This window comes from Cohaesibacter sp. ES.047 (assembly GCF_900215505.1).
In the GTDB taxonomy this organism is placed as follows: Bacteria; Pseudomonadota; Alphaproteobacteria; order Rhizobiales; family Cohaesibacteraceae; genus Cohaesibacter.
In genome coordinates, this window is record NZ_LT907844.1 from 3,836,724 (window position 1) to 3,856,859 (window position 20,136).

At 54.7% G+C, this 20,136-nt stretch carries 9 protein-coding genes; 5 read left to right on the forward strand and 4 right to left on the reverse strand.

Going from position 1 to position 20,136, the window contains the following annotated elements:
• Window positions 1-67 precede the first annotated feature (67 nt).
• From glgB to malQ, 5 genes are read left to right on the forward strand one after another with little or no spacing between them, the layout of a single operon-like run.
• On the forward strand, window positions 68-2,269 hold the full coding sequence (glgB, locus tag CPH65_RS17575; RefSeq protein ID WP_096175064.1) for a 1,4-alpha-glucan branching protein GlgB: 2,202 nt from the start codon (window positions 68-70) through the stop codon (window positions 2,267-2,269).
• A 46-nt stretch (window positions 2,270-2,315) separates the two neighbouring features.
• Window positions 2,316-3,581, forward strand: a complete 1,266-nt coding sequence (gene glgC / locus CPH65_RS17580) for a glucose-1-phosphate adenylyltransferase (RefSeq protein WP_096175065.1) — start codon at window positions 2,316-2,318, stop codon at window positions 3,579-3,581.
• Entirely contained in the window at window positions 3,582-5,021 is a 1,440-nt protein-coding gene (glgA, locus tag CPH65_RS17585; protein ID WP_096175066.1) for a glycogen synthase GlgA, read from the forward strand.
• A gap of 21 nt (window positions 5,022-5,042) precedes the next feature.
• Window positions 5,043-7,142: a glycogen debranching protein GlgX gene (gene glgX, locus CPH65_RS17590; protein WP_096175067.1), complete on the forward strand. Its 2,100-nt coding sequence runs from the start codon at window positions 5,043-5,045 to the stop codon at window positions 7,140-7,142.
• The gene (malQ, locus tag CPH65_RS17595; RefSeq protein WP_096175068.1) at window positions 7,139-9,226 is read left to right on the forward strand and encodes a 4-alpha-glucanotransferase; all 2,088 of its coding nucleotides are present in this window, start codon (window positions 7,139-7,141) and stop codon (window positions 9,224-9,226) included. The genes glgX and malQ overlap by 4 nt, the downstream gene beginning before the upstream one ends.
• A gap of 131 nt (window positions 9,227-9,357) precedes the next feature.
• On the opposite strand, the gene CPH65_RS17600 is transcribed toward malQ, so the two are convergent.
• The 4 genes from CPH65_RS17600 to phaC all read right to left on the reverse strand — a co-directional run bounded on the left by CPH65_RS17600 (window position 9,358) and on the right by phaC (window position 20,063).
• Window positions 9,358-9,678 (reverse strand): YARHG domain-containing protein, encoded by a 321-nt coding sequence (locus tag CPH65_RS17600; RefSeq protein WP_157747773.1) that lies wholly within the window; start codon window positions 9,676-9,678, stop codon window positions 9,358-9,360.
• 267 nt (window positions 9,679-9,945) lie between these two features.
• Complete coding sequence (locus CPH65_RS17605; protein WP_096175069.1) at window positions 9,946-11,697, reverse strand: sulfite reductase flavoprotein subunit alpha; 1,752 nt, start codon at window positions 11,695-11,697, stop codon at window positions 9,946-9,948.
• A 51-nt stretch (window positions 11,698-11,748) separates the two neighbouring features.
• Window positions 11,749-17,232, reverse strand: coding sequence for a glutamate synthase-related protein (locus CPH65_RS17610; protein ID WP_172891542.1), 5,484 nt, complete (start codon window positions 17,230-17,232; stop codon window positions 11,749-11,751).
• Between the two features lie 974 nt (window positions 17,233-18,206).
• The gene (phaC, locus tag CPH65_RS17625; RefSeq protein ID WP_096175073.1) at window positions 18,207-20,063 is read right to left on the reverse strand and encodes a class I poly(R)-hydroxyalkanoic acid synthase; all 1,857 of its coding nucleotides are present in this window, start codon (window positions 20,061-20,063) and stop codon (window positions 18,207-18,209) included.
• Between the last annotated feature and the right edge of the window lie 73 nt (window positions 20,064-20,136).

Consider the following 20,136-nt stretch of genomic DNA (forward strand, 5'->3'; position numbering starts at 1 on the left):
ACTAACGGTTCCAATTGACCGGTATTTGCTCTACCGTGAAAAGAAAATTGAGGGAGAAGGCGGATCTATGACATATATATCCCGACGAGACGCACAAGCCATCCAGTTCGGAACCCACGGCAACCCCTATGGTGTTCTTGGAATGCAGGAATGGGAAGGAAAGCTGGTCATCAGAGTTTTCATTCCCTCGGCTGCAACCGTCGAGGTCATCGATTGGGAAACCGGATCTTCGATGGTCGAACTCGAGCGAGATCCCGATTATGGCGATGTTTTCTGCAATGTGATTGAGAACCGCTCCGACTGGTTTGCCTACAAGCTCCGCGTTAGTACAGGCAACCATGTCTGGATACAGGAAGACCCCTACCGATTTGGCACGGTGATCGGCGAGTTGGATGAATATCTGCTCGGCGAAGGCACTCATCATTCACTCTGGAAGGTGCTTGGCGCCCACGTCATGACGCATCAGGGCGTCGAGGGGACGCATTTTGCGGTCTGGGCACCGAATGCGCGGCGTGTATCCGTGGTTGGCAATTTCAACAATTGGGACGGACGCCTGCATCTGATGCGCCAGCGCGGCGTGACAGGGGTCTGGGAAATCTTCCTACCCGGCATTTCCGATGGAGAGCCCTACAAGTATGAGCTCCTTGATCGTCAGGGCAATCTGTTGCCGCTGAAATCCGATCCGGTCGGGTTCGGTTCAGAGCATCCACCTAGGACTGCGTCTATCGTGCGCAAGCTTGACGGCCATGAATGGCAGGATGGCGACTGGATGAGCAAGCGTGGCGATCTGAACAGCATCGACAAGCCGATATCCATTTATGAAGTGCATCTGGGCTCTTGGAAAAGGGTTCCGGACGAAGGCAATCGTCCTTTGTCCTATCACGAGCTGTCTCACGAACTGATTGCCTACGTCAAGGATATGGGTTTCACCCATATCGAACTGATGCCGATCTCGGAATTTCCGTTCGACGGATCATGGGGCTACCAGCCGATTGGCCTGTTCGCGCCGACCATCCGGCACGGCACGCTGGAGGAATTCCGCTGGTTCGTGGAAGCCTGTCACGCCGCTGATATCGGCATTCTGATAGACTGGGTTCCGGGGCATTTTCCTGAAGACATTCACGGCCTTGGTCGCTTTGACGGCACGGCACTCTATGAACATGAGGATCGTCGGGAAGGGTTCCACCCGGACTGGAATACGCTCGTCTACAATTTTGGTCGTGCCGAAGTTGCGAACTTTTTGTCGGCTAATGCGTTATACTGGTTCAAGGAGTTCCATATTGATGGTCTGCGCGTCGACGCTGTGGCGTCGATGCTCTATCGCGATTATTCTCGCGAGGATGGCCAATGGGTTCCAAACAAGGACGGGGGACGCGAGAATTACGAAGCCATCGATTTCCTGCGCAACATGAACACGATCGCCTATCAGGAAGCTGAAGGCATCATGACTGTGGCAGAGGAATCGACCGCATTTCCAGGCGTTAGCGCTCCGACCAGCTATGGCGGTCTGGGGTTCGGCTTCAAGTGGAACATGGGCTGGATGAACGATACCCTGCGATACATGGCGCAAGAGCCGATACATCGCAAGTATCATCATCATGACATGACCTTCGGGTTGCATTATGCCTTTTCAGAAAACTTCATCTTGCCGCTCAGTCACGATGAAGTGGTTCACGGTAAAGGCTCGCTGCTCGACCGCATGCCAGGATATCCTGCAGATAAGTTTGCCAACCTGCGCGCCTACTACGGTTACATGTGGGCGCATCCGGGCAAGAAGCTGCTGTTCATGGGTGGTGAGTTTGGGCAGGGTGCCGAATGGAACCACAACAAGAGCCTCGATTGGCACTTGTTGGATCATGATTTTCAACGCGGTGTTCAGTCACTGGTGCGGGAACTCAATACGCTTTATCGCGAAACTCCGGCTCTGCACGAACTGGATACAAAGCCCGAAGGCTTCCAGTGGATCGAGGTCAACGCTCATGAGGATTCCGTTTTCGCATGGGTGCGTTGGGGCCGGGATAGAGCCGCTCCGGTTCTGGTTGTCAGCAACATGACGCCGGTCGAGCGTCAGGAATACCGGATTGGCGTTCCCAAGCCCGGAAAATGGAATGAAATTCTGAATACGGATTCAAGTCTTTATGCCGGTGGAGGCCGAGGGAACCTCGGATTCAAAGAAACTGAAGACACGGCATCGCACGGTCAGACCCAATCTTTGTCCCTGACGTTGCCACCACTGTCGACGCTCTACTTCCAGTTGGAACAGGCATGAGACAGACAATGATCACACAAGATCAGACAAAAGGCGGGAGGTTGCAATGAAATTAGATCGAGAGACATCCAAACTGGCGAACCAGTCAATGGCGTTCATTCTTGCCGGCGGCAAGGGAAGCCGTCTGCAAGAACTGACCGAAAAAAGGTCAAAGCCAGCCATGTATTTTGGCGGTAAAAGTCGCATTATCGACTTTGCTCTGTCCAATGCGGTCAATTCCGGTATTCGCCGAATTGGTGTCGCAACTCAGTACAAGGCACACAGTCTCATTCGTCACTTGCAGCGGGGCTGGGGCTTTCTGCGCGAGGAGCGTAACGAGTTTCTGGATATTCTACCGGCATCCCAGCGCATGGATGATGAGAACTGGTACAAGGGCACCACGGACGCCATCTATCAGAATATTGATATTCTGGAAAGCTACGGTCCGAAATATATGGTGGTTCTGGCCGGTGACCACATTTACAAGCAGGATTATGCCCTGATGGTGCGCCAGCACGTCGAGACCGGTGCGGATGTGACCGTCGGCTGCATCGAAGTCCCGCTGAAAGAAGCCACTGCTTTCGGTGTCATGCACACGGACGAGAACGACCGCATCCTTGATTTCGTTGAAAAGCCGGCAAATCCGCCTTCCATGCCCGGCGATCCGACGCGCGCACTTGCCTCCATGGGCATCTATGTGTTTGAAGCGAAATTCCTTTATGAGCTCCTGCGTGAAGATGCGGATGATCCCAATTCCAATCACGATTTCGGCAAGGATATCATTCCAAAACTTGTCAAGCTGGGAACCGCTGTTGCCCATCCGTTCAGTCGCTCCTGTGTCCGTACGGGCCTCGAACAGAAGCCCTATTGGCGCGACGTGGGAACCATTGATGCGTTCTGGGAAGCCAATATCGATCTGACGGATTTCATTCCTGAACTTGACATCTATGACAATGACTGGCCGATCTGGACCTATCAGAAACTGACCCCGCCTGCAAAATTCATCCACGATGAGGAAGGGCGCCGCGGTCATGCGGTCTCGTCCATGGTCTGTGGTGGCTGCATCATTTCCGGTGCGTCGCTCAATCGCTGCCTTTTGTTTACCGGTGTCATGGCCCACTCCTATTCCAAACTCAGTGGCGTTGTTGCGCTGCCCAATGTTGAAATCAACCGCAAAGCCCAGCTCAAGGATGTTGTCATTGATCGCGATGTGGTCATCCCGCCAGGTCTGGTAGTCGGGGAAGATCCCGAACTGGATGCCAAGCGATTCCGGCGCACCGAGAATGGTATTTGTTTGATAACCCAGTCGATGATTGACAAGCTGGATCTGTAAATGAACATCTTATTTGTTGCGTCTGAATGTGCACCATTTGTCAAGACCGGCGGGCTGGCCGATGTCATCGGCTCAGTCCCCAAGGCTCTTGAGGCATTGGGACATACGGTCAAAGTACTCCTGCCAGCCTATCCTGCGCTCAAGCAATGGATCAAACATGGTGATGTTGAGCTGGAACTTGAGGACCTGTTTGGTGGCCCAGCCAGAATTGTCTCGGTTCGGGCAAAGGGAATAAACCTTCTTCTGCTTGAAGCCGATCATCTGTTTGATCGTGGTGGATCCATCTATTTGGATGAAGAGGGTTATGACTGGGAAGACAATGCCCTCCGCTTTGGTGCTCTCTGTCTTTTGGGCGCAAAGATCGGCCTTGATGGCGTGGGAGGCTGGAAGTCGAATGTCATCAATGCCCATGACTGGCAAGCCGGATTGGTGCCCGTTTATCTGCAGCAGTCCGGCCGGAAGGCGCCCCCAGTTGTGATGACCATTCACAACATTGCCTTCCAGGGCCTCTTTGACGGGGAAATACGAGAAACGCTCGGACTGACCGAAGGGCTCTACACGCCCGACGGGTTCGAGTTCTGGGGGCATGTAGGATTTCTCAAGGGTGGCATTGCGCTGGCTGACAAGATCACCACTGTCAGTCCGACCTATGCGACGGAGCTCTTGACCCCGGAATATGGCATGGGTCTTGAAGGCCTTTTGCGCAGTCGTCAGACAGATCTCGTTGGCATTCTCAACGGGATTGATCTTGACACCTGGAATCCCGAAGACGATCCGAGCCTGGTCAACACCTATAGCCCACGCTCGCTCAATCGCAGGGAAGCAAACCGCATCTATCTGGAGCAGCATTTCGGCATCGAGCCAAGCGAGGATGCACCGCTGTTTTGCGTCATTTCACGCCTGACAACCCAAAAGGGGCTCGATCTTCTGCTCGATTCGATCCCCACCATCATCAAGCGTGGTGCGCGACTAATCGTATTGGGATCGGGTGAACGGCATATGGAAGAGAATTATCTCGCCATGGCCAAACGGTTCCCCGGCTCGGTCGGTGTGAAGATCGGATATGACGAGGAACTCTCCCATAAAATGCAGGGTGGATCGGACGCAATATTGATGCCGTCCCGGTTCGAGCCCTGTGGCCTGTCCCAAATGTTTGGCCTGCGGTATGGCACCATTCCGGTGGTTGCCCGCACGGGCGGATTGGCCGACACGGTCATTGATGCCAACGCAGCTGCTATCACATCCAAATGCGCAACGGGCATTCAGTTTACGCCGGTGACCGTCGAGGCTCTCGACCGGGCTATTCACCGCACATGTGATTTGTTTAAAGATACCAAAATTTGGAAAACCATGATTCGTAAAGCCATGGCACAGGAAGTGGGCTGGAACAGCTCGGCCGAGGTTTATGCAAACTTGTTTAAAGAATTGACCAAAGAGTAAGCCACCAGGATCGACTAGTGCATGAAATATAAAGTGTCGAGCGGGAGTCCGCATAAGTTGGGTGCCTTCTTCGATGGAGAGGGCACCAATTTCGCCGTTTTTTCGGAGAACGCCAGCCACATTGACCTCTGCCTCTTTTCGCCAGATGGTGAACGTGAGCTTGACCGCATATCGTTGCCCGAAAGAACCGGCCCGGTTTGGCACGGCTATGTTGATGGCATTAAACCCGGCGCGCTTTACGGCTATCGAGCGCACGGCATCTATGCGCCTGAACAGGGTCATCGGTTCAATTCCAACAAATTGCTTCTCGATCCCTACACCTCCGAAATGCATGGCGGCTGGACACCATCAGCCACCCTGTTTGGCTACCAGAAGGGCGCATCCGGGGGGGATCTGACTTTTGGTGCCGCGGACAGCGCAAGCTGCGTGCCCAAGTCGGTTGTCTCCGATCCGTCCCTGTTCTCGTTCATGGAAAATGAAGCGCGCAAATTCAACGATAGGGATCTTATCTATGAAGCCCACGCCAAGGGGCTGACCATGCTCCATCCGGGCATTGATGAGACTGTTCGCGGAACCTATGAAGCACTGTGCAGCGACGTCATGATCGATCACATGCTGACAATGAATGTGTCGGCAATCGAGTTGATGCCCTGCCACGCCTTTCTGGATGATGAGTTTCTGATCAACAAGGGTTTGCGCAACTACTGGGGCTATAACTCGATCGGATTCTTCGCGCTCGAGCCACGCTATTTCGGCCCCAAGGGCATTCTCGGCTTTCGATCGATGGTCAAGAAACTGCAGGCAGCGGGCATCAAGGTCTATCTCGATGTGGTCTACAACCACACCGCCGAGGGTGACCAGAATGGCCCTACACTCTGTTTCCGAGGTCTGGACAACGCCTCATACTACCGCCTCATTCAAGGGCAACCGCGCTACTATGCCAATGATACAGGCTGTGGCAACACGATGAATGTGGCGCATCCCTACGTGCTGCGGCTGGTTCTCGATTCCATGCGTTTCTGGGTACAGAAAATGGGGATTGACGGCTTCCGGTTCGATCTCGCGACAACGGTCTGCCGGGAAGAATATGGCTTCGACCCCAGAGGCGGTTTTCTCGACGCATTGAGACAGGATCCGGTGCTCAACAAGGTTAGTTTGATCGCAGAACCCTGGGACATTGGCCCCGGCGGATATCAGGTTGGCGGCTTCACGCCCGAATTTTCCGAATGGAACGACACCTATCGCGACACCACCCGTCGGTATTGGAAGGGCGACCCGCAAACCACTCCGGATCTGGCCTCACGTCTTCTGGGGTCTGCTGACAAGTTCGACAGGGCAGGGCGCCGCGCCTGGTCATCGGTCAACTTCATCTCGGCCCACGATGGCTTCACCCTCGCTGACATTACCCGCTACAACAACCGTCACAACCTTGCCAACGGCGAGAACAATATGGACGGGCATGGAGCCAACTTCAGCGATAATTGCGGCTATGAGGGAGAAACCAACGATCCCGTTGTCAATGCGCGCCGTCATCGTCGCCAGCGCAATCTGCTCGCGACTTTGTTTCTCAGTCAGGGCACGCCGATGTTGCTGGCCGGTGATGAAATCGGCAACAGTCAGCAGGGCAACAACAATGCCTATTGTCAGGACAATGAAATTGGCTGGGTAAGTTGGGACCAGACGGATGAGGAGTTGAAGGAATACGTCAGCTATCTGTCTGAATTCCGCAAAGAACACAAAGCCTTGCGGCAGGACCGTTTTCTACATGGTGCCAAGCGCGAGCAAGACGATCTGAAGGATGTGGAATGGACCGATTTCGGTGGGTTCCCCTTGCAATGGCGTGATCCGGGCTTGTCTAGCTTCTGCCTGACCTTGCGATGCTCGGCAGAGGCCCCTGTCTGGCAAAAAGACGATGACGTGGTTTTCACCATTTTCAATCGCAGCAATGTAGCAGCCAGCGTCGTTCTACCATCGGCTCCTGACGGCTATCACTGGGTGAGGGCGATCGACACGGCGCGTCACATTCAGTATCCGAGCCGAGAAACCCGCGATGAAGTCACAGAAGTGTCCGGTTCATCTGTCGTTGCCCTCATACTACAATCTGAAAGTGCCCTTGCATGACTGTGGAAAATCTGAACGCCCTGGCTGCGCATTTCGGGATCCATCCTTTCTATTACGACTTTGACGGACACCAAGTCCACACATCACCAGAAACACAAAGGGCACTTTTGCAGGCAAACGGGCTGCAACTGGACAATGACGCCATGATCAAGGAGGCGGTCGACGCCTTCGTCCTTGCGGAACAGGATCGGTGGTTTCCGCGCGAACTGATCACCAGCACTGGGTATGGATATGAATGCCATTTTGGTCTAGGCGCCCGGTGGCACATCCGTCTTGATGACCGGGTCGCATCGCATTACACGGGAGCGCCGCTAAGCGGAATCGCCGACACTCATATTTCTCTGCCTCCTTTGCCCGCAGGGATCCATGATCTGGTTTGCGAAGTTGGCGACCGGGTGGAAATTGTGACAATCATATCGGCGCCAATCCTTGCTCCATCAATTGAGCAATTGGGTGGCGGCAGCCGCATATGGGGCGTCACCGTGCCTCAATATGGCATTCGGTCCGATCGAAACTCCGGCATCGGCGACTATGTTGACCTTGCCAATATGGTCAAGTTCATCGAGGGGCTGGGGGGCAGCTTCATCGGCATCAACCCGGTCCATTCGCTGGGCTTTTCAGACCCCTACGCCATCAGCCCCTATTCGCCAAGCCACAGGGGCTTCTTCAACACGCAGCATATCGCAACAGACGCCATTCCCGGGATCAAGGGCTCACCTCAGGCGCAGTCCATCCTTCAGGCCGTTGAAACCCAATGGAAAGAGTTGCGCGCCAGTGAGCGGGTGGACTATATCCCGCACCGCACCTGCCACAACGCCGCTTTGCGCGACCTCTACACGATCTTCCTGCAACATGCTGAGCCTCAGGCCCGACAGGCCTATGAGGCCTTCAAGGAGCGGCGGGGTGACTATCTGCAACGCTTTGCCCTGTTCGAGGCGCTGGCTGAACGCTACGGTCAGGAATGGCAGAAGTGGCCCGCGCCGTTAAGGGACCGTGACCCCAAAACGCTTGAAGATGCAACGGACCAGTTTTCGGCCCGCATCGAGTTCTATTGCTGGCTGCAGTGGGTTGCCAATGTTCAGCTCGGAGAAGCACAGACTTCCGCCAAGGACAATGGTTCGGGCATGGGCCTTTATCTCGATCTGGCCGTCGGCTCACGCCGTGATGGAGCAGAGAGCTGGTGCGAGTATGACAGCGTTGCGCATGGCGTCTCACTCGGGGCTCCGCCGGATCAGCTCGGACCCGATGGCCAGAATTGGGGACTGATGACCTACGCGCCCCGCAAGCTGGCAGAAACACGCTACAAGTCTTTGCGGCATATCTTCCGCTCTGCGATGCGCTATGCGGGCATATTGAGAATTGATCATGTTCTCGGTCTTAATCGCAGTTTCTGGATCCCCGAAGATGGCAACCCCGGCGCCTATGTCACGCAACCATTGGACACCCTGCTGGCCATCCTCTCGATTGAGGCCAATGAAACCAAGACCGCCATCATTGGCGAAGATTTGGGGCTGGTGCCGGACGGTTTCCGCGATCAGGTTCAATCCCGTGGCATCTACGGCTATTCGGTTCTGCAGTATGAAAAATGGGATGACGGCAGCTTCAAGCACCCCAATGATCTGAGAAAATACAGCCTTGCCTGCTTTAGTACGCACGACACACCCACGCTCAAAGGCTTCATGTCCGGCACCGACATCAAATGGCGGGATCGGTTGGCCGAAGAAGAAAACCGCCAGTCCGATGCTGCACTCGAGCAGCGTCAGGCCGATGTGCAGGCACTTGCACAATTGGATCCCGATCCGGCGCGGCATGAGGATTTGAGCTTTGAACATCTGTTCGAAGTGGTCCATGGTTCACTGGCACATTCGGACGTCGCGATGATCGCGCTCTCCCTTGATGACATTCTGTCACAAGAAGAGGCCCAGAACCTTCCGGGTACCATCGACCAACATCCAAACTGGCGTCGCAAATGCCCGCTGACCCTCGATGAAATGCACGAAGAACCCGCATTCGAAAGCGTCTCGGAAATGATGGAAGAGGCAGGCAGGAACATCCATCCGTCCCCATCACTCCAAGTGGATTAGCGGTCGCTTAGGCTCGCTTTTTAAGGCAAATAAAGAAACACCCCGCGCGCCATAAAGCTCGCGGGTTTTCTGTTACCGAACCAATCGGTCAAATTGGCAAAGTAAAGACCATTGCTGCAGCCGTCGGCAAACTAGCGACAGCCGTACCGGCGTTCCCAACCCACGATGCGGTTAACGCGGCGTTGTTGTGAAGCGGTCAGCCGGCCCCATGGCGAATAGCATCGGGGACCAAAGGTCTGGCGGGCTCGACGTGTTTTGAAACAATAGCCTTGTTGAGCGTAAATCGCGTTGCGCTCATACCAGAGCTCGCCACAGGTCATATTCCGATAACCCTGCGCATTGGCGTTGCTGACAAAGGAAAAATCCGTGCCCGGAACAGTGGTTACCGTCGCAGCAAGCAGAAAACCGGTCGCAATCAGCATCTTGCGTGAGAAGGAAAGAAGATTGGCCATCTGAATACCTCCTGACAAAACGGGTGGCCCCGTTGTCGTTTGTCCAAAGCCGCATCGTAATTATACGCAAGTCGAGACAAACTAACAATGCGATTGGATGTACTAGTAGCATAGCGCAAAACGAGCGCAACTTTGTTCAAAACGGACGGTCAGTTAATGCGCATGGGTACAGGTTGGATGAAAATATAGGACCTGAAAGCACAGCGTACCCAATAAAAAACCGGCCTCGATGGGCCGGCTTTTTTGTGTTCGTGTCGCGGAGAGGTATCAATAAACGTCGCGGACGTAACGCTTGTCTTTTTTCAGCGCATTCACATAGTCAATCGCACTGTCTTCGCCAAGGCCGCCCTGCTCAGCGACAATATCCAGAAGTGCCTGATCCACATCCTTGGCCATGCGCGTTGCATCACCGCAGACATAGAAGTGTCCACCTTCCTCAAGCGCAGCATAAAGATCCTTGGCATTCTCGCGCATGCGGGTCTGGACGTAGATCTTTTCCTTCTGGTCACGCGAGAAGGCAAGATCCAGACGATGCAGAACACCAGCATTCTGCATGTCCATGAGTTCATCCTTGTAGATGAAATCGCAGCTTTCATGCTGATCGCCAAAGAACAACCAGTTGATCCCCTGAGCTCCAATCGCCTGACGTTCCTGAAGGAACGCACGGAAAGGAGCAATACCGGTGCCCGGACCAACCATGATCATGGGAGCATCGTTGTTTTCCGGCACGCGGAAGCTTTTGTTCGGTGAGACGAACACCCGCGCAGCGTCCGATCCGACCCGATCGGCAAGAAAACAGGACGCAACGCCACCATGACTGCGACCATGGCTGTTGTAGCGCACCGAAGCAATGGTCAGATGCACACTGTCCGGATGCATCTTCGAACTTGACGAGATCGAATAGGCACGATGCTGCAATGGCTTGAAGAGATCAACAAGCTCAGCGACGCTGAACTGGGCCTTCGGATGCAGCATGACGACATCAAGCGCATCCTTGGACCACAGATAGGCCTCCATGGCTTCCTTGTCCCCATGACCGACAATATGCTTCAGGTGGTCATCATCCGTGCGTTCGGCGACGGCCTTGATGAAGTCATTGTTCGGCGTCGAAATCTCAAGCTGGTTGAGCAGCAAGTCCGACAATGGCAGATCCTTGCCGGGCAGGTCGGTGTCACCCGGAACGCCCATATAGCCGAGCCAGGCAGCAACCAGTTCGGGATCGTTGGTGGGGATAATGTTGAAAGCGTCACCGGCCACATAGCTTGGCCCGTCTTCGGACAGATCAAACTCGTAGTGGCGGATTTCCTTGGCAGATCCTTCGCCGGACAGCAGACGGTTGGTCGTTACGGGCGACAAGAACGGATTTTTCCGCGTCCATTTCGACTTGCCCGGTTTGGCCACTTCATCCGCAGAGGCGACGGGTTCATCGCTGCCTTCGGGCTTGAACTTCGAGAGTTCCTCGATGACAGCGGTGCTCCACCCTTCGGCATCTTCCTCAAAGTCCACGTCACAGTCCACGCGCGGCACCAAGCGCTTCGCGCCAAGTTGCTCGAAGCGCAGATCGAACTGCTTGCCCGCTTCGCAGAAATCATCATAGGCCGTATCGCCCAGCGCCAGAACCGCGAAGTGCATATGCTCAAGACGCGGCATCGTGGACGCCTTCAAGGCATCCCAAAACAGCTCGGCATTGTCCGGCATTTCGCCCTCACCATAGGTCGAGGTGACGAGCAACACATAGTCCATCTTGGTCAGGTCTTCAGCTTCGATGTCATCAAGGGACGACACCTTGGCATTGACGCCATTGGCCTTCATGACAGCAGCAAGGTCTTCGGCCACCCCTTCGGAGTTGCCCGTCTGGGTGCCAAATAGCACATTGGCCGTCAGGGCTGCCTTGTCACTGGAAGGAGCGGTCTGCTGTCCTTGCGCCATCTGCGTATGCAGGCCGGCGTAGAACCCGGCGAGCCAGGATTTCTGATCGTCGGAAAAAGGCGCATCTTTGGGAAGGTATGGAACTTTCATTACTCTTGTCCGTCTTCATGAAATGGCTGGTAGGGAGTGGGAGCAAGTGCCTTAAGACACCTGCTTGACCAATTCCATGCTGGAAGTCCGAGCAAAAAGAACTTCAAAGTCCGGCAGCTCGCCCATTGCTGCACGGTTCAACCGATCCTGAAGCAGGATCCAGCCATAGGTTCCGATGGAATCCATCAGCCGGACATTTCGGTTGGACAGTGCCGTCTTGTAGTCTTTCATACGCTTGTCTGAAACCATCACGGCCAATTCCATGTCGGAATAGTCCGCGATCGCCTGACGTGCGATGCCTGACAGCTTGGTCATCAGGGTGAAGTCTTCTGTCAGGATCAGCTTGCGTACACCCGCGTCAAGAATGTTCTGCGCGACGTCTTCTCCACGATACCGGCCCTTGACGATTTGCTGAGCCATGTTGATCACCGTGAAGTTGTTGATCAGCTCATACATCAGCCGCGTGTCGCTTTCGCCATGCTGCGGCACGGCCCCATCCGCAATGATCCGGCCATCCCGATAGGCTTCCTTGAACTTGCGGATCTGGAATGACACCAGAGCGTTGGCGAGTTCCTCGACCAGCTCCTTGCGCGTGTTGGCTTTGAGGATCGCCTCATAGTTCTGATAGGTCTCAAGTGCCAACGGCGTTGCGAATTTGAAGTTGCACACTTCGGTCTCGAAGTTTTCAAGAAGGAACTGTGCCTTCTTCGAGCCAGTGAACTTGATATGGCGCTCGAGAAGCGTTTCGACGGCAATCCGGTGCAGTCTCGCACGATCACTGTCTGCATCCAGTCGGTGCAGCTTGACCGAGTCGTGACTATAGAGGCTTTCCAGCTGATCATACGGATCATACTGATAGGCCACCCCGCCGGACATGCCGTTGCAGAAGCCCTTGCCGAAACCGCCAAGGTTCAAGATCGCACCGTTGGTCATATATTCGCAGCAGAAATCACCAACCCCTTCGACGACGGCTGTCGCACCGGAGTTCCGGACGCCAAACCGGTCACCAGCGCCGCCTTCAACGAACAGCGATGATCCCGACGCGCCAAACAGGGCGAAGTTGCCGATGAGATAATTTTCCTTCTCGCCGCCCCCAGCACAATGGATGGCGATATTGCCGCCGGACGCGCCCTTGCCAACACCGTCGTTGCAAGTGCCCGTATGTTGGAACACCATGCCGGAGTTGCAGAAAGCAGCATACGACTGACCAGCAGATCCATGCGTATAGATCTGCAGCAGCTCGGGCTTGATGAGGTTGCGGCCACGGTCATCGGTGTAGACCATCGGCATGGATTTCACATGCTTTTCAGAAATTTCATGCTGCAGCATCCGCTCGATGTCGATGGCCAGCTGTCCACCAACCGTTTTGTGCCGGTTGTCCAGCTTGCGCGCGACGACCAGTTTGGCACTGCGTTGATGGCGCTGGATGGCCTGATTGCGGAATTCCTTCAAGAGCATGTCGTCGATCTCGAAATTGGCTTCGAGATAAACCGGTTCCTTGATATGGACTTCCTCGACAACCGTCAGCATCTTGCGCAGATCCATCTGGCCGATGGCGCGAGGATGTTTCACGAGATGTAGATAATCGGACCGCCCACGTGCCTCACGCATGGACTTGAAGCCCAGAGAGGCGAGAATTTCGCGGGCCTCATGTGCAATGTTCAGCAGATATTGGGCAAGGGCACGCGGGTCACCGTCGAACACTTCCGAGTTCGTCGTCAGACCAGCCGGGCACTTGACGTTGCAGTTCTTGGCCATGACGCACTTGAGCATCATCAGAGCCGTCGTGCCAAACTCGAAGCTGTCACCGCCCAAAAGGCAGGACTTAATGACGTCGGATGCGGTCTGGTGCGCACCTGAGCAACGCAGGATAACCTTGTCTCGCAGCCCGTTGACACACAGGGCCTGATGCACTTCGGCAAGGCCGATTTCTGCAGCACGACCGGTATTCTTGAGCGACGTCACGGCCGCGGCTCCGGTGCCGCCCGTATTGCCGGCAATATTGATGACATCGGCACCAGCCTTGGCAACACCAACAGCGATGGTGCCGATCCCTTCGGATGATACCAGCTTGACGACCACGCGAACACGCGCCGCCTTGGCGTCATGGATGAGCTGTGCGAGATCCTCAATGGAGTAGGTATCGTGATGCGGAGGAGGCGAGATCAACTCGACGCCGGGCGTTCCACCACGGGCCGCAGCGATTTCCACCGTCACCTTCTTGCCGGGCAACTGTCCGCCTTCACCGGGCTTGGCACCCTGAGCAATCTTGATTTCCAGCTCTTCAAGGGTCGGATCGGCCAGATACCCGGTCCAGACACCGAAGCGCCCCGATGCCAGCTGCTTGATGCGGCTGGAACGGATCGTGCCGTAGCGAGACATGTGCTCGCCGCCTTCACCAGAGTTGGAGAAGGCGCCAACCATGTTCGTGCCATGGGCCACAGCTTCGTGCGCCGGAGCAACGAGGGCCCCGTGCGACATCGCGCCGGACGCAAGCTTCGCTGAGATCTCATGGGCTGGCTGGACGGCATCGAGATCAACCATCGGATTGGCTTCGATCACATTGTTAAAATATCCAAGTGCGACGCCTTTGACTGTGAGCAGGATTTCATGTTCTTTGGTCTCAAGCGCGAGAATCTCGTCGCCGAATTTGGTCTTGAAGGCAACCGAAAGCGCGACCACCCTGTCGTGATTGCCAACCGGGCAATCAAGGCTGACTACAAAACGGTCTTCGCCCTTTGAAACCACTTTCATGCCACGAACAACAAAGTTGTTGTTGCCGATCAGGTCGTGCTTGAAGAGCTCCTGTTTGAACTCGTCCGCAGAGTGCGCCCAGATGACGTCGGCCGGGAAGGCCAAAACATCGCGCAGGGCCGCAGGGCGTGCTTCACGCTCCTTGCTCAGATCTAGCACGAACTGACGATAGGCCTGCGTAATCTTGAAGGCGTCGATTTCTTCAGGCATCAGGCGCGCAAAGTTGGTGTTCCGGTAGGCGTCAGAATCCTTGCCATACGCATCCGTAAGCCGCGCAACGGGCAAAAGACGCAAATCCGTCTCGTCCGCGTCGCCCATTTCCGGAGCCCGTTTGTCTGACTGGACCTGTTCTTCGGTCATATCGACAAACCCGCGCACCGCGGTCGTTCCGTAGGTATGGCCAGCACCGTCCGCCCGCTCCTTGAAAAGACCAAGAAGCGGAATGTCGTCCTCGGACTTCACCTCGCAGGCACGCTCATGCCAACGAAGGGTACTGTCAGCAATTGCCGCAAAATCGACCCCACCAACCGTGTTCTTCATGTTGGGGAAGAAGCGATTGAGCAGAGGTTCATCGGTATCAAGGAAGTTCGGCTCGAAAAACTCGCCGCCGATATAGCTTTCCGCAGTACACAGACCGACTTTACCCATCGTTTTCATCAAAGACTTGTTGGCCGCCTTGATATAGCGGGCAATGCCAGCGCGCGTTTCGGCAGGATCACCTTTTGCGAATTCGCGGGCACGCGCTTCAACAGCAATCGGCATCACAGCCGCCGCCCCAAAGCCAAGCGCCGTTGCAACCTGATGCGCAGAAGCAATCTGCCCGCTTTCTGCAATAAGGGAAACGCGGAAGCGCAAACCCTGTTCAATCAGGCGTTGGTTTGCAGCCGAAATGATCAGAATGAGCGGAATGGCCGCCAGAGTCTGATCGACCATGGCATCCGACAAAATGACGATGCCACCGGTGTTGCGCGCCGCATCTTCAACCTGATCGCAAACGTCATGGACCGCGGCAAGAAGATCCGAAACAGCCTTGGCTGAATCGGCCTTGTGATCAGCCTGGAATACCGCCTCGATTTCGGTGACTTTGACATCCGACTGAGACCGGATCGTCGCGAGATCATCAGGCGACAGGACAGGCGTCTGGACCACGAGCTGTTTGGTGGCATCCTTGTTGAAATTGGGCTTCGCACCGAGTGCAACGCGCAAGGTCATGCCATCCGCTTCACGCAAACTGTCGAGTGGCGGGTTGGTCACCTGAGCAAAGCGCTGGGAGAAATACTTCGCCATCCCGCCTTCCTGATCGGTGAGCGAGTTGATGGCAACGCCATACCCCATCGCGGAAATCTTCTCAGACCCCAGCTGCATCATCGGATCCATCAGGAATTTGTAGCTTTCCTGATTGAGACCATAGGCGACAGAACGCTGATTGTCGTTGAAGCTTTCGGCAACTTCGGTTTCGCCCTCAACCTTCGGCAGGTCAGACAGATTGTTCCGAGCCTCTTCCAACAGCGCCCGATAATCCCGCTTCGTGGCGAGCATTTCAAGAGCTTCAGTCGAGGTGTAGGACTTCTTGGTCGCATGATCGAAGTAAAGCATGCCGCCCGCTTCGATGCGCCCGCGACGCGTGATGGAGGCTGCCGGGAAATCGATCTGGCCAGCCTCGGACATGACGCAAAGATACTCATCGGTTTCAACCGAGCGCAAGGGACGCAGACCAAGCCGGTCGAGACGCGCACCAATCACCGTGCCGTTGCCAAAAATAAGCGCCGCCGGTCCGTCGTTCTTCTCCTCATAAAGGGAGAAGTATTCGAGCATCACCTTGACATCATCGGAGACGCGGCTGTCATTTTCCCATGCGGGAGGCATCATCGCAACCACGGCGGTGATGAGGTCGAGATCGTCCTCGATCAGGCGGCGCTCTAGCGTCTGGTCAAGACGGGCCGAGTCCGATTGTCCCGGAGGAGAATAGATCTGCTGGTTTTTCATCTGCGCGATGGCAGCTTCCGACAGACGGTTTTTCTTGTCCGTATTCAGCTCGCCGTTGTGTGCCATCAGACGGAACGGCTGCGCCATGGATGGCTGCGGCTCGGTGTTCGTCGAAAAACGCGTATGGAAGAACATCGAGTGGATCTCGTGATCCTCGTCCATCAGATCAAGAAAATAGGGAATGATCTCGTTGGAGTTCAGACGGCCTTTATACACTTGCGTGTGGGCAGACATGGAAACCGGATACAGACCCTTGAGAGCGGGGTCGAGATAGGCAACGGCCTCGATATCCATCAATGCATCATGGATCTTGCGATCAAACGTCTTGGCATCCATCTCGTCGGTCTTCACAAAGACCACCTGATGAACGGTCAGCATGTATTTGAGGGCTGCAGGACGGATCACGGTCTGGTTGACCGGCGCATCGCGCACCAGAATGATCTTGAGGTCGTGCTTCTCAAGGCTTTCCTTGATCAGCTTGTCCGCAGCGCCCCAGGCTTTACGATCCTCAGGCAAAAAGAAGTTGCCAACGCCGAACTCGCCAAGCTCCAGCTTGGGCATACCGGTGATCTTGCGGAAGAAGGAAACAGACAGATCGATACAAACCCCGGCGCCATCACCCACGCCTTCGGCGCTCATGCCGCCACGATGGGGAATGGTGCAAAGTGCCTCGTAACCTTTGTCCAGTACGTCATGGGTTTGCACACCAGACTTGTAGGTCATGAAACCAACGCCGCAACTGCTTTTCTCAAAGCTGTGATCATAAAGGCCGTATTGATTCTGAGACTGATCCAAACCGTTCATCCTCACTTGTGGTCTGCACTCCATACTCCTGACCTGATGATCAGGTCAAAAGCGCTGAGCGCCGACGTTTTTTCGAAACTGGACAATCTGACTTGTCCATCTGAGCGCCGGAACACAAACGATCCGGCTCCTTTCATCTCCAACTGCCTAAGGCAGTGCTTACGCTGAGAGCTTATGGTCAGCATTGCGGCAGATCCTGTCGCTACGCCAAGCACGAACCCGCTTGCCCTGTAAAAAGAGGCGCAAGTATCCTGAGCATTCATCTAACTATAGAACAAATGCCGAGAAAATGGATTTCAGAACTGAGTGTCTGCGTAATTGTTAAGCAGAGAGGCGTCAAGCGCCTTACTTGCAAAAGCGGAGAAAAATTGCACCGGGGAGCTGAAATTCATGCCAAACAGCACATTTGTTTCTCTATCTCCGTGAATTAAATACAATTGTTCCGGAACGCAAAGCTTAGGGAAAACTAAGGAGTTTTCCGCATTTTTTGCGTCAAAAAGCCACAACCCGTGAGGGCTGTGGCTACTGGTTTTAAAAATCAATGTGTCACGTACAAATTCCTTGAGCCAACAATCAGCACGCAACCAAAGGATTTGGTTATAGATTATTATAAGCAAAATGTAGGCCAACCAGAGAGCATCCGTGTTTGTTTATCCTCGCCGGGAAGACGCTGAAGGCGTTCCTGACGTTGTGGCAGCGCCGCCTGCACCGTTCCGGTCTGGCTTTGAAGTGCTGACGCGGCTGTATCCGCTGAGCACAAGTGCCTGTAGCAGGACAGAGCCTTTAAGGGGGATTGCCTTTTCGTCAATCAAAATCGGACCCGAGCCTTGTCTGCTGTCGGTGTATGGCATGGAGTTGAACTCCTCTGGCGATTGCTGTCATGACCCATGTCTTGTTGGACGCCATGAAGCCGCAGTGAGTTCAAACCAATTTCGCACATCTCGAGAGAAGCAAAAAGAGAGGGCTCAGGACCGCATCCGAACATAGCTTCCCGGAGCATCCTCAATGGGCGTGCATTTTTTGCCCCCGACCGATCGCGCAGGCACGATTTCATCGCCTTGTCGCCTGACCCATTCATGCCAATGTGGCCACCACGAGCCGGACACTTCTTTTGCTGTTGCCTGCCAATCCTCCAACGTTCCATCAAATGAACCGCTGTGCCAATATTGATACTTGGTTTTGTCAGGTGGATTGACCACCCCGGCGATATGGCCGGAGCCAGACATGACATAATCAACCGGGCCTCCAAACAACTTACTGCCGATAAAGACGGAACGCGCCGGTGCTATGTGATCCTCTTTGGTCGCGAGTGAATAGATCGGCCACTTGACCTTGCCAAGATCGAGTTTCACGCCGTTGACGACCATCTCTCCCTTGGCTAGTGCATTCTCAAGATAGCATTGGCGCAAATAGAACGAGTGATTGGCAGGCGTCATGCGGGTGGAATCGGAGTTCCAGAAGAGCAGGTCAAACGGGAAGGGTTCCTTGCCGCGCATGTAATTGTTGATGAAATAGGGCCATATCAGATCATTGGGGCGCAGCGAGTTGAAGGCGCTGGCCATGTTCTTGCCATTCAGATAACCATCGCGCGCCATTTGCGCTTCCAGCTCGGTCAGTTGCTCTTCATCAACAAAGACCTTGAGATCACCTGCTTGGGAGAAATCGACCTGTGTCGTTAGAAACGAAACGCTGTTGATGCGCGCCATGCGCTTCGATGCCATGTAGGCGAGGGCGCTGGCGAGCAGCGTTCCGCCGACGCAATAGCCCATGACATTGGGTTTGCGCACGCCTGTGGCTTGGTGCACCGTATCCAGTCCGAAAAGAATTCCGTCCTCAATATAGTCAAACCAGCCTTTGTCCTTGAGGCACTCATCTGGATTGACCCACGATATCACAAAAACAGTGTGCCCCTGTTCGACACACCATTTGATAAAGCTCTTCTTTTCGTTGAGATCGAGAATATAGAATTTGTTGATCCACGGCGGACAGATCAACAGTGGGGTTTTGAGGACTTCATCGGTTTTGGCTTCATATTGGATGATCTGGCAAATGTCACTTTGAGCGATTACCTTGCCCGGCGTCACCGCGACATTTCTGCCAAGCTCGAACCCTGAATTGTCTGACTGTCGGATGAGAAGATCGCCACCACCGGCTTCGATATCCTCCGCCAGCATCCGCAATCCTCTGATCAGGTTTTCACCGTCATTCTGCATGGTTTCACGCAGCAGCTCCGGATTGGTCAGCACATAATTGGATGGCGCCAGCGCACCGAGGATTTGTTCAAGGTAGAAATGGGCCTTGTGACGTGTGTGCTCGTCCAGATCTACGGCATCGTTGACCATGCCTTCGGCCCAGTCGGACGTAATGATGTAGAGCTGTTTGATGAAATCGAAGAACTGGTTGTTTTCCCATTCGGGATCCGAAAAACGGCGATCGGTGCTGGGGGGAGGCGCCACATCCTCGGCTTCCTCGCCCATCATCTTGCGCACCGACTGGCCCCACAGATCCATATAGCGTCCCCAGAGCCGGGTCTGCGCTTCCATCGCCCGCTGAGGGTCCGAGGTCCAGTATTGCCCGACCTGACCAAAGGTGCGGACCATATGATTGACGGTTTCAACCGTTGCGTCGTCCTTGCCATTTTCGCGTGGCTTCAGATAGGCCGAAGCTGCTTTGCCAGCTTCCTCGACAATTCGGGCTAAATTGACCGCGAATTTCTCGGGATCGTGAACCATATACTGGACAAGATCCTTACCCCGCTCTTCGTCGGGGGCATTGGGCGTCTTGTCCTTGTCTTGATTCTCACGCTTTGTGTCGTTGGCCATGGGTCCCCGCTACAACGCTCCTGTGACTGAGGGCCAGCGCTTGATGCTCAAGACCGATAACGCCTTCGCTGGT

Bases quoted from the DNA above. Each gene is read 5' to 3' on its own strand.
- glgC (WP_096175065.1), top strand. From the start codon at position 2,316: ATGAAATTAGATCGAGAGACATCCAAACTGGCGAACCAGTCAATGGCG.
- phaC (WP_096175073.1), bottom strand. From the start codon at position 20,063: ATGGCCAACGACACAAAGCGTGAGAATCAAGACAAGGACAAGACGCCC.
- CPH65_RS17600 (WP_157747773.1), bottom strand. From the start codon at position 9,678: ATGGCCAATCTTCTTTCCTTCTCACGCAAGATGCTGATTGCGACCGGT.
- malQ (WP_096175068.1), top strand. From the start codon at position 7,139: ATGACTGTGGAAAATCTGAACGCCCTGGCTGCGCATTTCGGGATCCAT.
- glgA (WP_096175066.1), top strand. From the start codon at position 3,582: ATGAACATCTTATTTGTTGCGTCTGAATGTGCACCATTTGTCAAGACC.
- glgB (WP_096175064.1), top strand. From the start codon at position 68: ATGACATATATATCCCGACGAGACGCACAAGCCATCCAGTTCGGAACC.
- glgX (WP_096175067.1), top strand. From the start codon at position 5,043: ATGAAATATAAAGTGTCGAGCGGGAGTCCGCATAAGTTGGGTGCCTTC.
- CPH65_RS17605 (WP_096175069.1), bottom strand. From the start codon at position 11,697: ATGAAAGTTCCATACCTTCCCAAAGATGCGCCTTTTTCCGACGATCAG.